At 65.2% G+C, this 11,967-nt stretch carries 15 protein-coding genes; 9 read left to right on the top strand and 6 right to left on the bottom strand.

All coding sequences use genetic code 11. From position 1 onward, the window contains the following. The first annotated feature begins 80 nt into the window (after positions 1-80). From BW970_RS03345 to queG, 4 genes are all read left to right on the top strand, one after another. A complete protein-coding gene (locus tag BW970_RS03345; RefSeq protein WP_076528635.1) occupies positions 81-1,760 on the top strand; it encodes an acyl-CoA dehydrogenase family protein in 1,680 nt (559 codons plus the stop codon). Between the two features lie 185 nt (positions 1,761-1,945). Next, positions 1,946-2,698, top strand: coding sequence for a monofunctional biosynthetic peptidoglycan transglycosylase (gene mtgA, locus BW970_RS03340; RefSeq protein WP_076528633.1), 753 nt, complete (start codon positions 1,946-1,948; stop codon positions 2,696-2,698). A 53-nt stretch (positions 2,699-2,751) separates the two neighbouring features. Further along, on the top strand, positions 2,752-3,417 hold the full coding sequence (gene fzlA, locus BW970_RS03335; RefSeq protein ID WP_076528631.1) for an FtsZ-binding protein FzlA: 666 nt from the start codon (positions 2,752-2,754) through the stop codon (positions 3,415-3,417). A gap of 88 nt (positions 3,418-3,505) precedes the next feature. Then, entirely contained in the window at positions 3,506-4,576 is a 1,071-nt protein-coding gene (gene queG / locus BW970_RS03330; RefSeq protein ID WP_076528629.1) for a tRNA epoxyqueuosine(34) reductase QueG, read from the top strand. Here the strand turns inward: queG and BW970_RS03325 are convergent. Next, positions 4,517-4,948: a MarR family winged helix-turn-helix transcriptional regulator gene (locus tag BW970_RS03325; protein ID WP_076528627.1), complete on the bottom strand. Its 432-nt coding sequence runs from the start codon at positions 4,946-4,948 to the stop codon at positions 4,517-4,519. The genes queG and BW970_RS03325 overlap by 60 nt on opposite strands. Before the next feature lie 103 nt (positions 4,949-5,051). On the opposite strand from BW970_RS03325, the gene BW970_RS03320 reads away from it, so the two are divergent. The 3 genes from BW970_RS03320 to BW970_RS03310 all read left to right on the top strand — a co-directional run bounded on the left by BW970_RS03320 (position 5,052) and on the right by BW970_RS03310 (position 6,007). Further along, positions 5,052-5,480, top strand: a complete 429-nt coding sequence (locus tag BW970_RS03320) for an organic hydroperoxide resistance protein (RefSeq protein WP_076528625.1) — start codon at positions 5,052-5,054, stop codon at positions 5,478-5,480. Between the two features lie 100 nt (positions 5,481-5,580). Beyond that, positions 5,581-5,766: a hypothetical protein gene (locus BW970_RS03315; RefSeq protein ID WP_076528623.1), complete on the top strand. Its 186-nt coding sequence runs from the start codon at positions 5,581-5,583 to the stop codon at positions 5,764-5,766. A gap of 58 nt (positions 5,767-5,824) precedes the next feature. Then, positions 5,825-6,007, top strand: coding sequence for a hypothetical protein (locus tag BW970_RS03310; protein WP_076528621.1), 183 nt, complete (start codon positions 5,825-5,827; stop codon positions 6,005-6,007). 19 nt (positions 6,008-6,026) lie between these two features. On the opposite strand, the gene BW970_RS03305 is transcribed toward BW970_RS03310, so the two are convergent. The 3 genes from BW970_RS03305 to BW970_RS03295 all read right to left on the bottom strand — a co-directional run bounded on the left by BW970_RS03305 (position 6,027) and on the right by BW970_RS03295 (position 8,201). Then, entirely contained in the window at positions 6,027-6,521 is a 495-nt protein-coding gene (locus BW970_RS03305) for a GNAT family N-acetyltransferase (protein ID WP_076528619.1), read from the bottom strand. Between the two features lie 11 nt (positions 6,522-6,532). Next, a complete protein-coding gene (locus BW970_RS03300; protein ID WP_076529208.1) occupies positions 6,533-6,790 on the bottom strand; it encodes a YjhX family toxin in 258 nt (85 codons plus the stop codon). Between the two features lie 541 nt (positions 6,791-7,331). Continuing rightward, positions 7,332-8,201 (bottom strand): branched-chain amino acid aminotransferase, encoded by an 870-nt coding sequence (locus tag BW970_RS03295; protein WP_076528617.1) that lies wholly within the window; start codon positions 8,199-8,201, stop codon positions 7,332-7,334. Between the two features lie 154 nt (positions 8,202-8,355). On the opposite strand from BW970_RS03295, the gene BW970_RS03290 reads away from it, so the two are divergent. Further along, positions 8,356-8,868 (top strand): MarR family winged helix-turn-helix transcriptional regulator, encoded by a 513-nt coding sequence (locus tag BW970_RS03290; protein WP_076528614.1) that lies wholly within the window; start codon positions 8,356-8,358, stop codon positions 8,866-8,868. Beyond that, positions 8,865-9,575 (top strand): response regulator, encoded by a 711-nt coding sequence (locus BW970_RS03285; protein ID WP_076528611.1) that lies wholly within the window; start codon positions 8,865-8,867, stop codon positions 9,573-9,575. Before BW970_RS03290 ends, BW970_RS03285 begins: the two co-directional genes overlap by 4 nt. A gap of 76 nt (positions 9,576-9,651) precedes the next feature. On the opposite strand, the gene BW970_RS03280 is transcribed toward BW970_RS03285, so the two are convergent. Beyond that, positions 9,652-10,563, bottom strand: coding sequence for an ABC transporter permease (locus BW970_RS03280; RefSeq protein ID WP_076528609.1), 912 nt, complete (start codon positions 10,561-10,563; stop codon positions 9,652-9,654). A 125-nt stretch (positions 10,564-10,688) separates the two neighbouring features. Next, entirely contained in the window at positions 10,689-11,936 is a 1,248-nt protein-coding gene (locus BW970_RS03275) for an ABC transporter permease (protein ID WP_076528607.1), read from the bottom strand. Positions 11,937-11,967: the final 31 nt, after the last annotated feature.

The raw sequence follows: 11,967 nt of genomic DNA, 5'->3' as shown, positions 1-11,967 counted from the left end.
ATGGCGGGTATAGGCGAATTATTGTTGCGCTGCATCTGCGAAAGGATTATCCCGCACCCAAAGGATCAAGGAGTCTTCCCATGCCCCATGATGGCCAGGACCTGTCCCCTGCCACCGCCCTGATGCCCGGTCTGACCGCTCTCGTCGCCGAGGCGCTGCCGCCCGTCGAGGCGCTGCTGGCCCGTGCGACCGAATGCCTGCGGGCCTTGGTCACGGTCGAGGGCAAGATCAGCGCCCGCGCTCTCGAAGCCGAACAGCGCGCGGCCCATGGCCTGGCATGGCTGGCGACCTATGTGGAATCGCTGCGCCAGATGCAGGGCTGGGCCGGGCGCCTGTCCGAGGCAGGCGCCTTTGGCGAAATGGAAGGGCTGATCCTTCAGATCGGCTGCGCGGAATATCTGTGCCAGATCGCCGGTGGCATCCCGATGAACCAGGGCGAGGTGGTGCGCCCGGCCGATCTGGGGCTGACGGCCGAGGATCTGGCGGGTCTGGCCGCCCCTGCGGTCACGGCGCTGATGGGCGGCAATACCACGGCCGCCCGCGCCCGCCTGGTTGCCCTGATGCGCGAGAATCATGGCCGCGCCACCTTTGGCGCCACCGGCCTGGACGAAGAACTGGAAATGATCCGCGACCAGTTCCGCCGCTATGCCGACGACAAGATCGCGCCGCGCGCCCATGACTGGCACCTAAAGGACGAGTTGATCCCGATGGAGGTGATCGACGAACTGGCCGAAATGGGCGTGTTCGGCCTGACCATCCCGGAAAACCTGGGCGGTCTGGGGCTGTCCAAGGCCAGCATGGTCGTCGTCACCGAGGAGCTGTCGCGCGGCTATATCGGCGTCGGCTCGCTGGGCACCCGCTCGGAAATCGCGGCCGAACTCATCCTGTGCGGCGGGACCGACGAACAAAAGACGAAATGGCTGCCGGGCCTCGCCTCGGGCGAGATCCTGTCGACGGCGGTGTTCACCGAACCCAACACCGGGTCCGATCTGGGCGCTCTGCGCACCCGCGCCAGACGTGCGGGCGATGACTGGCAGATCACCGGCAACAAGACCTGGATCACCCATGCCGCCCGCACCCATGTGATGACGGTTCTGGCCCGCTCGGTCGACGGCACGACCGACTATCGCGGCCTGTCGATGTTTCTGGCTGAAAAGACCCCCGGCACCGACGACACCCCCTTTGTCGATCCCGGCCTGTCGGGCGGCGAGATCGAGGTGCTGGGCTACCGCGGCATGAAGGAATATACCGTCAACTTCGACGGCTTCACCGTCAAGGGCGAGAACCTGCTGGGCGGCGTCGAAGGGCAGGGCTTCAAGCAACTGATGCAGACGTTCGAATCCGCGCGCATCCAGACCGCGGCCCGTGCCATCGGTGTGGCGCAGAATGCGCTCGAAGTCGGCATGAAATACGCCGAGGATCGCATCCAGTTCGGCAAGCCGCTGATCGCCTTCCCCCGCGTGGCCGACAAGCTGGCCATGATGGCGGTGGAAATCATGATGGCCCGCCAACTGACCTATTTCAGCGCCTGGCAGAAAGACCACGACAAACGCTGCGATCTGGAGGCCGGCATGGCCAAGCTGCTGGGCGCCCGTGTCGCCTGGGCCGCGGCCGACAATGCGCTCCAGATCCACGGCGGCAACGGCTTTGCGCTGGAATACCAGATCAGCCGCATCCTGTGCGACGCCCGGATCCTGAACATCTTCGAGGGCGCGGGCGAAATCCAGGCCCAGGTCATCGCGCGCCGCCTGCTGGACTGATCCTGCGCCGGACCGCAAGGCACGGAACGTCTTGCCGGTTCATCTTGCGCCAAATACCCTCGGGGGTGAATGGCCCGGAACGGGCCAGAGGGGGCCGACGGCCCCCTTTCCCCCGACGGTCGATCCGGACGGGCCAGCGGGGGGGGCGCTTGACGCCGGGCGCCCCGCCATGATCTGGAAGCGCGATGACCGACGAGACGCCCGCAAAGAAACGCCGCTCCCGCAAGGCCGCCAAAGCGCCGCCGTCCGCCTTGCGCCGCCGCCTGCGGCAAGGGCTGCGTTGGGCCATGCGCGGCCTTGCGCTGTCATTGGCGCTGGTCCTGGCCTGGATCGCGATCCTTTCGCTGGTGACGCCGCCGCGCAATCTCTACATGCGCTCTGAAGCGGCGCGGCTGGGGGGCATCAGCTACGACTGGGCCGGCTGGGACGAGATCGCGCCGGTCATGGCCCGTTCGATCGTCGCGGCGGAAGATGCGAACTATTGCCTGCACTGGGGCTTTGACATGGCCGCGATCCGCCAGGCGCTGGATCAGGGTGGCAATCGCGGCGCCTCGACGCTCAGCCAGCAGGTGGTCAAGAACGTGTTCCTCTGGCAGGATCGCAGCTGGACCCGCAAGGCGCTGGAGGCGACGCTGACCCCGGTGGTGGAAACCTTCTGGTCCAAGCGCCGGATCCTCGAAGTCTACATGAACATCGCAGAATTCGACGAGGGAGTTTTCGGGGTCAGGGCGGCGGCGGCGCATTACTTCAAGGTCACGCCGGACAAGCTGACGCCGACCCAGGCCGCGCGGCTGGCCATGGTGCTGCCCGATCCCAAGCGGCGCAGTGCCGCCCGCCCCACCGACTGGCAACGCCGCCGCACAGCCAGCATCATGGACGGTGCGCAAACCATTGCCGCCGATGGCCGCGCGGCCTGTTTCGAAGGTACGGCGGGTTGAATTCCGCCGCCGGGCGGTGCAAGGAGGGGCGTCCGTCCCCACAACCGAGTGCCATGAACCGCCTGTTCCATTTTCCGCTGTCGCCCTTTTGCCGCAAGGTCCGCCTGACGCTGGGTGAAAAACGCATCGAGGTGGAACTGGTCGAGGAACGTTACTGGGAACAGGGCGCGGAATTCCTGCGCCGAAATCCGGCAGGCAAGGTGCCGGTGCTGCGTCTGGGCGACCGGGTGCTAAGCGAAAGCCAGGCGATCTGTGAATATCTGGACGAGACGGTCCCCGAGCCGCAGCTGATCCCGCGCGATCCGATGAAGCGCTATGAAGTGCGGCGTCTGTGTGCCTGGTTCGACGACAAGTTCCACCACGAGGTGACGGCCAAGTTGCATTACGAGCGGCTGATGAAAAAGGTCACCAAATCCGGCTATCCCGATGGCAAGGCGATCCGCGAGGGGGTGGCGCGGTTCAAGTATCATCTGGACTACATGGCCTGGCTGCTGGAGCAGCGCCGCTGGCTGGCAGGCGACCAGATGACGCTGGCCGATTTTGCCGCCGCCGCGCATCTGAGCTGTCTGGATTACGGTGCGGATGTGGACTGGCACCGGCAATCGGCGGTCAAGGACTGGTATGCCAAGATCAAGTCGCGCCCCTCGTTCCGGTCCCTGCTGGCCGATCAGGTGCCGGGCAGCCCGCCTCATGCCGATTATGCCAACCTCGACTTCTGATCAGGACGGGCGGGGGCTGACGCCCCCGCACCCCCGCCCAAAGGGGGGCTCGCCCCCCTTTGGAAACCCCGAGGGTATTTCCGGCAAGATGAACCTTAAGGACCGACTGCTGGCGCAGGCGCAGGCCGAGGGCTTTGCTGCGATGGGCATCTGTCGTCCCGATGCAGTTCCACAGGCTGCCGCGCGGCTGGCGGAATATGTCGCCCGCGGGCATCATGGGCAGATGGGCTGGATGGCCGAGCGGATGCAGTGGCGCGGTGATCCGGTGGCGCTGTGGGCCGAGGCGAAATCGGTGATCATGCTGGCAGAGCCGTATCAGCCTGCCACCGACCCGCTTGCCATCCTGAAGGAGCCTGCCCTGGGGGCTGTCGCCGCCTATGCGCAGGGCAAGGATTATCACGATCTGGTGAAGCGGCGGCTCAAGCGCTTGGGGCGCTGGTTGCTGGAGCAGGCCGGGGGCGAGATCAAGGTTTTTGTCGATACTGCCCCGGTGATGGAAAAGCCGCTGGCCGAGGCGGCGGGTCTTGGCTGGCAGGGCAAGCATACCAACCTTTTGTCGCGCGATCTGGGCAACTGGTTCTTTCTGGGAGCGATCTTTACCACGCTGGAGCTGGAACCCGATGCGCCCCAGCTTCCGCATTGCGGCAGTTGCACCGCCTGTCTGGATGCCTGCCCGACCCGTGCCTTTCCGGCGCCCTTCCAGTTGGATGCACGGCGCTGTGTGTCCTATCTGACCATCGAGCACAGGGGGCCGGTGGACGAGGCGTTGCGCGGGTTGCTGGGCAACCGGATCTATGGGTGTGACGATTGTCTGGCGGTCTGTCCCTGGAACAAGTTCGCGGTCGCGGCGCGCGAGATCGGCTATGCCCATCGTGTCGGCGCGCCGCGGCTGGAGGAGCTGGTGGTGCTGGATGATGCCGGATTCCGCGCGATGTTCTCTGGCAGCCCGATCAAGCGGATCGGGCGGGACCGCATGGTCCGCAATGTGCTGTATGCGATCGGAAATTCCGGGCTGGCGCGTCTGCGCCCCTTGGCGGCAGCCCTGGTCGAGGATGCCGATCCCGCAGTGGCCGATGCGGCCCGGTGGGCAGTGGCGCGGCTAGTCGCGGCTGGCGAGCAGCCTGTCGCGCAGGGCGGTGATGGCGTCGCGCAGATCTGAGGCCTGGTCCAGCGTCAGCCCTGTGCGTTCCAGCAGGCAGCCCGGCACATGGGCCGCGCGTGCCTGCATCGCCTGACCCTCTTGCGTCAGCCTGATGCGGACCTGACGCTCGTCGGCCTTGTCGCGGCTGCGGCTGATCAGGCCCTGGGCTTCCATCCGCTTCAGCAGCGGGGTGAGCGTGTTGGATTCCAGCCGCAGCGCGCGGCCAAGCGCGCCGACGGTCTGGTCGTTCTGCCCCCAGAGGTCTGTCAGGACGAGATATTGGGGATAGGTCAGGCCCAGCGGATCCAGCAGCGGCTTGTAGGCCGCCTGCATCGCATGGCTGGCGGAATAGAGCGCAAAGCAGATCATGTGAGGCAGGTCAGGGGTCATACCATGCAGATATATCGCACGCGAGTTAATCGCAAGCGGGTTGACAGGTGGCCAGGCAGGCCGTAGTTGTATCGTATACGATTTAATCGCAATGGAGGAATCTATGGCCATATCGGTAAAATACACAGCGTCGGCCACGGCTACCGGTGGGGGGCGCGATGGCAGCAGCGCGCTGGACGATGGCGGGCTGGCGGTCAAGCTGGCGCCACCCAAGGAACTGGGGGGCAGCGGGCAGGGCAACAACCCCGAACAGCTCTTTGCGCTGGGATATGCGGCCTGCTATCTGGGGGCGATGCGGTTTGTTGCGGGGGCGGAAAAGCTGGGGGCCGTGCCTGCGGATGCTACGGTGCGCGCCAGTGTCGGCATTGGCCCGAGAACTGAAGGCGGCTTTGGTCTGAGCGTGACGCTGGAGGTCTCCATGCCGGGTGTCGATCGTGCGGTTGCCGAAAAGATCGCCGAGCGCGGCCATTTCATCTGCCCCTATTCCCATGCCACCAAGGGCAATATCGCGGTCGAGACGGTCGTGGTCTGACGGATCGGCAAGTCCCTGCTGCGCCGCATGCGGGGGGCTTGGGTGCGGCCCGGTTGTGCGGTATGGTGGCTGCCCGTTCCGAGGAGGAGGAGGAAGACCGATGCAACGACCGACCCAAGAAGGCCGCCATATCGCCGACCGTCGCGCCCCTGCTGGCAAAGCCCGCGCGGCGGAATTCCTGCGCCTTGACCGCACCCCGCGCGAGACGTTCCATGTTGCGCGCCCGGCGGCGGGGCAAAGCCGGATCGTTCAATTCCTGCGCATCGCGCGCGGGCGACTGGCCTGAGTGTCATGGTTCCGCCGCGTTCCGCCGCTATGGGATGCGGCGGAGCGGAGTGGATGTGATGCGACGCGAAAAGATCAAGATGCCAAGACCCAAGGCCCCCGCCGGATTGAAGGCGTTCTGGGGCTATGCCCGTGCGGATGTCGCACCGCTGGCCTCGTTGCGGGTGGTGCCGGTGGAACGGCAGGAGGTGCGTGCACGGGTTCAGTTCATGCGCCTGGCGCGACAGCAGGCGCGGGCCTGACGACCCGCGCCCTTGTCTGCTATGCGCTGCCGAAGGCCGGTGCATAGGTGACGCGCCCATCAGGCGCGGTTGTGCGGAATGGCTGCTGCATGAAGCAACCCTCGGGGGCTCCGGGGTACCAAAGCGCGCCTTGGACAAAGCCGAAGCGGCGGTAATAGGCCGGATCGCCCAGCACCACACAGCCCGCAGCCCCCTGGTTGCGCAGCATTGACACGCCTTGGCGGATCAGGGCGCTGCCAATCCCGCGGCCTTGATGCGTTGGCAGGACCGCCACAGGACCAAGCCCGAACCAGCCAGGGGCGTGCCCCTCGATCCAGACCGGGGAAAAGGCGACATGGCCGACAACCGCGCCCTCTGCCTGTGCCACAAGCGACAGGTGCAACTGGCCAGTGGTGCGCAGCGCATCGACGATTTGCGCCTCGGTCCCGCTGGCATGGCGGGCTGTGGCAAAGGCGGCGCTGATCAGCGCGCGGAGTGCCGAGATATCCGTCTCCTGTTCGGGGCGGATGTGCATGGGGTTTCCTCTCATCGGTTGTTCGCCTGTGCCCGTACCGAACGACGGCCGAGGTCAGAGATGCGGTAGGGCTGGGACGCGCGCGATTCGATCAGCCGCTTGCGCCGCAGGGCGGAGAAGATGGCCGGGGTACAATCGGCCAGGATGAACCCTTCGCGGGTGACGCAGAGGGTTTCGATGACGCGACCGTTGGGGCCGCGGGTATGGCGGATGCAACCGCCTTGGGCCAGCGCGTGCAACACGCGCTGTTCGATCCTTGAAATGTTCATGGAAGACGCCAGATTTGCAAATTCACCAGGCGCACAGGGCATCAGCCGGTCTGATACCGGGTCTGGCCTATGCGGCGATCTGCCCGGTCAGGGGCAGTCAGTGGTGGCGAACAAGCTCTGACATCGACAATTCCCGGCCAACATGCTGGAACGTCCGAGATTTGGCGGCGCGGCAGGCCCGCGTCAACCCCCCGGCTTGCCATTGGTAGGTGTATTTGCCCAAGATGCCACATGGTGGCCCCGAGGCGCGACGCATGGCGCAGCTTGTGCCGCGTGGGGGGCTGCATCGCGCAGATATGCCGCGCTCATCGGGCGGCGCCTGTCTGGCTGAGGTCCGCGCGCAACCCGTTGTCCGAAACACCGCGTTTGCCAGGGGGGGCAATAACACCGCTCCGCGACGCACTGGCAATGTCCAACGGCAGTGCGCGCCGCCATGTCACTGGCCCGCGATGCGGCCGTTTTCATCGCGGGCAAGGTTCTGACGGTTGCCGGTGGCTGCCGGCTTCAGGCCACCCCGCGCGGGGCGGCCTGAAGGTGCGCGTCAGGTACGCACCAGCTTTTCATAGGCATCCGACACATCGCGCGTCAGTTGGCCGACCTGGAAATGGTGGTCGCCGATCTGGCCGACGGGCGTGACCTCTGCAGCGGTGCCGGTCAGCCAGCATTGCTGGAAGCCGGGCAGTTCCTCTGGCATGATGTGACGCTCGTGCACGGTGATGCCCATGTCCTTCATCATGGCGATGACGGTCTGGCGGGTGATGCCGTTCAGGATGCAATCGGGCAGGGGGGTGTGCACCTCGCCATCCTTGACGAAAAAGATGTTCGCCCCGGTCGCTTCGGCCACATAGCCGCGATAGTCATAGAACAGCGCATCGGAACAGCCCTTGGCCATCGCGGCGTGCTTGGACATGGTGCAGATCATGTAGAGGCCGGATGCCTTGGCCGCGGTCGGGATGGTTTCCGGCGACGGACGCTTCCACTTGGCGATGTCGAGCTTGGCGCCCTGCCATTTCGCATCGCCGTAATAGGCACCCCATTCCCAGGTGGTGACGGCCATGCGCACCGGGTTCTGATTGGCCGCGACGCCCATGTCGGGGCCCGACCCGCGCCAGGCCAGCACGCGCACATAGGCATCGTTGAAGCCGTTGGCGTGAAGCGTGGCGTATTTCGCCTCTTCGATCTGATCGACCGTATAGGGCAGTTCCATGTCCAGCAGACGCGCCGATTCGATCAGGCGTTCCGAATGTTCGCGGCTTTTGAAGATCTTGCCATTGTAGCAGCGCTCGCCCTCGAATACCGATGACGCATAATGCATGGCATGGGTCAGAATGTGGACCTTGGCATCGCGCCACTCTACCAGAGTGCCATCCATCCAGATCTTGCCGTCGCGGTCATCATAAGCCCCGGCCATGGGTTCCTCCTGCGCCTGAGTATTTCGAAAGTTGCGCAATTTCCACGTTCACAAGACAGGAAATTGCGCGAAATCGAAACCGGGTTACCGATTCGGACTTGGAAAGTCAACAAGGCTGACATAAAACGCCGGAAAGAAACGAAAGGCGGAACCGATGGACAAGGGGGCAGGCGCTGGCGGGGGCGAAACGCTGCTGTTCCTGACGGACGAACAGTTGCGCCAGGGGATCGAGGCGGTGTTTTTCGCCTATCGCGGCTTTACCGCCGATCCTGATCGCATTCTCGAGGCCAAGGGATATGGGCGGGCACATCACCGCGCGGTGCATTTCATTCATCGTGCACCGGGGACGACGGTGAACAACCTGCTGTCGATCCTGGGCGTGACCAAGCAAAGCCTGAACCGCGTGCTGCGCGCGCTGATCGAGGATGGCCTTGTTGAAAGCCGCATCGGGCGCGAGGACAAGCGCGAGCGTCACCTGTATCTGACGCAGCGCGGCGAGGATCTGGAACGCGCGCTGTCGGATGCCCAGCGGGCACGGATGCGCGCCGCCTATCGCGCGGCGGGTCCGGCGGCGGTGGCCGGCTTTCGTCAGGTGCTGGAGGCTATGATGGATCCCGAACAGCGCAGCCAGTATCTTTCGCTGCGGGAAGGCGGGGGGAACGGATGACCGATAGCGCACCGCTGCATCTTCTGGTGGTCGATGATGACGACCGTATCCGGGGGCTTTTGCAGAAATTTCTGATCCGGCACAACTACCTCGTCTCGGTCGCCACCGATGCGGCGCGGGCGCGCAGATTGCTGGGCGGGCTGGATTTCGATCTGATCGTGATGGATGTCATGATGCCCGGCGAGGATGGCGTCAGCCTGACCCGCGCCTTGCGCGACCAGGGCGTGATGATCCCCATTCTTTTGCTGACGGCACGGGGCGAGGCCGAAAGCCGGATCGACGGGCTGGAGGCCGGGGCGGACGACTACCTTGTCAAGCCGTTCGAGCCGCGCGAATTGCTGTTGCGGATCAACGCCATCCTGCGCCGCATTCCCCAACCGCTGAAGCCTGCCGCCATCACCGCGCGCAATCTGACGCTTGGCCCGTTGCGCTATGACGTGGACCGCGCCGAACTGTGGTTGGGCGACCAGCCGATCCGCCTGACCACCACGGAAATCGCCCTGATGCGCATCTTTGCGGCGCGTGCGGGCGAGGTTGTGGGGCGGGAAAAGCTGGTTGCCGAACTGGGTGGCGACGAGGCGCAGGCCAGTGAGCGCGCCGTCGATGTCCAGATCACACGCCTGCGCCGCAAGATCGAGCCCGATCCCAAGCAGCCCCGCTATCTCCAGACCATCCGGGGCGAGGGCTATCGGCTTGCGCCCGACTGACGTGCGGTAAACGGCGCGGCGCGAGATCCACCCCATGCGGCTGGCGTTGCGCGTGCCGCGCCTTGGCGCATCTCGCTTAACGGGGCGTGACCCCGCGCAGCCGTTCAGAGCGCCGCCGCAGCAATTCGACCGTGCTCAGAAGCGCGATCGAGACCAGCACCAGAATCGTCGCCACGGCCAGAATGGCCGGGCTGATCTGTTCACGGATGCCGTTCCACATCTGCCGCGGGATCGTCTGTTGTTCGTGGCCGGCCACGAACAGCACCACCACCACCTCGTCAAACGAGGTGACAAAGGCGAACAGCGCACCCGAGATCACGCCGGGCAGGATCAGCGGCATGGTGATGCGGAAAAACGTGGTCGAGGGCGCAGCCCCCAGGCTGGCCGCCGCGCGTGTAAGCGAATGGTCGAACCCGACCAGCGTCGCCGTGACGGTGATGATGACAAAGGGGATCCCCAAGGTGGCATGGGCAAGGATGATCCCCAGATAGCTGCCCGCAAGTCCCGTCATCGAATAGAAAAAGAACAACCCCGTTGCCGTGATGATCAGCGGCACGATCATGGGCGAGATCAGGATGGCCATGATCGTGCTGCGGAACGGCATTTCCGGCCGCGACAGGCCAAGTGCCGCAAGCGTGCCGAGGACCGTGGCAAGAAGCGTCGAGAAGGCTCCGATGATGATCGAGTTCTTGGTGGCCTTGATCCAGTGCGCATTGCGCCAGGCATCCCCCCACCAGGCGGCGTCGCGCGGCGCCTCTGGCGCCTGCATTCCGAAGGTCAGCAAGGTGTCGTACCAGCGCAGGCTGTAGCCCTCGGGGTCAAACGCGAGCATCCGTTCCGTGAAGGTGAAATACGGCTCGACGTTGAAGGACAGCGGGATGACGATCAGGATCGGCGCGATCAGGAACAGGAACACCAGCCCGCAGATCACCCGATAGGTATATTGCCAGAACCGCTCGAGTGGGGTGGCATAGCTGGGAATGGGCATGGGCGTGATCCTCGGGGTCAGGGCGGGCGGCTGGTCTGCGGGCCTCCTGGGGCCGGACGGGTCGTAGTCTTGCGGCGCAACCCGCCGCGGTTCCTGGCGTGATCTGGTGCCAGAGCGCCGGGTCCTCAGCCCAGCTTCATGTTGTCGATGCCTATGAGCCGGTCATACAGCCAATACAGGATCACCACGGCACCCAGCAAAAGCGCCGACAGCGCGGCGGCCAGCGACCAGTTCAGCGAATCCTGCATGTGGAAGGCGATCAGGTTGGAAATCAACTGCCCGCTGGCCCCCCCGACAAGCGCCGGGGTGATGTAATAGCCCACCGCCAGGATGAACACGAGAAGCGCCCCCGCACCAATGCCGGGAACCGTCTGTGGCAGATAGATGCGGCGAAAGGCGGTCCAGGATGTTGCGCCCAGACTGCGGGCGGCGCGCACATAGGCCGGGTTGATCGTGCGCATCACCGAATACAGGGGCAGCACCATGAAGGGCAGCAGGACATGTGTCATGGCGATGACGGTGCCGGTCTGGTTGTAGATCATCGTCAGCCGGCCATCGTCTCCCAATATCCCCAGGGCGACCAGTGTGCTGTTGATCACGCCCTGCTGTTGCAACAGCACGATCCAGGATGTCGTCCGCACCAGAAGCGAGGTCCAGAACGGCAGCAGGACCAGGATCATCAACAGGTTGGACCACCGCAGCGGCAGCGTGGCCAGCATATGGGCAATGGGAAAGGCCAGCAGCAGGCACAGGCCGGTGATCGCCGCAGACAAGCCGAAGGTCCGCAGGAACAGCGGAACATAGACCCGGCGCTGCTCTGGCACCCGTTCGATCGTTCCGTCGTTGCCACGGGTCAGATCCAGCGCGGACAGGTAGAAGCCGGGCGTATAGGCCGACGAGGCGTTGCGCATCGCCGCCCACAGCGCCGGGTCGCCCCATCGGGCATCTGCCTCCAGCAAGGCGGTGCGAAAGGGCGGCGCCAGCGCGGCCGCGCGGCGGCCTGTCGCGGTGAACAAGGATCGGGTGCCTGGCAGGTCATAGTTGATGCGCGTGCCGACAATGGCCACGGTGCGGTTGGCCGCCGCCTGTTTGAGATCGGCGGCAAGCGCCGCAAAGGCCCTGTCATCCGGGCTCGTGCCGGCTGGCGTCGCGCGGAACCATTCGGTCAGCGCAGGCATGTTGGCCGGAAACGCCGGGTTGTGGACCGATCTGTGCAACATCTGGCCGATGGGCACCAGAAATGTCACGACCACGAACAGCAGCAGCGGCGCCACCAGCACAAAGGCCCGCCAGCGCGCGCTGCGCTGCGCGCGCATCAACGCGCGTTTCAGCGGCAAGCCATCGGCGGTGGTCAGGGGATCTGTCGCGCTCATGCCCGGTCCTGTGGAAGGGGGCGGCAGGACG

The sequence above is a fragment of the Gemmobacter megaterium genome, from assembly GCF_900156815.1.
Taxonomy (GTDB): Bacteria; Pseudomonadota; Alphaproteobacteria; order Rhodobacterales; family Rhodobacteraceae; genus Wagnerdoeblera; species Wagnerdoeblera megaterium.
The sequence above is the reverse complement of the archived record's forward strand: the minus strand, read 5'-3'. Positions and strand labels throughout refer to the sequence as shown.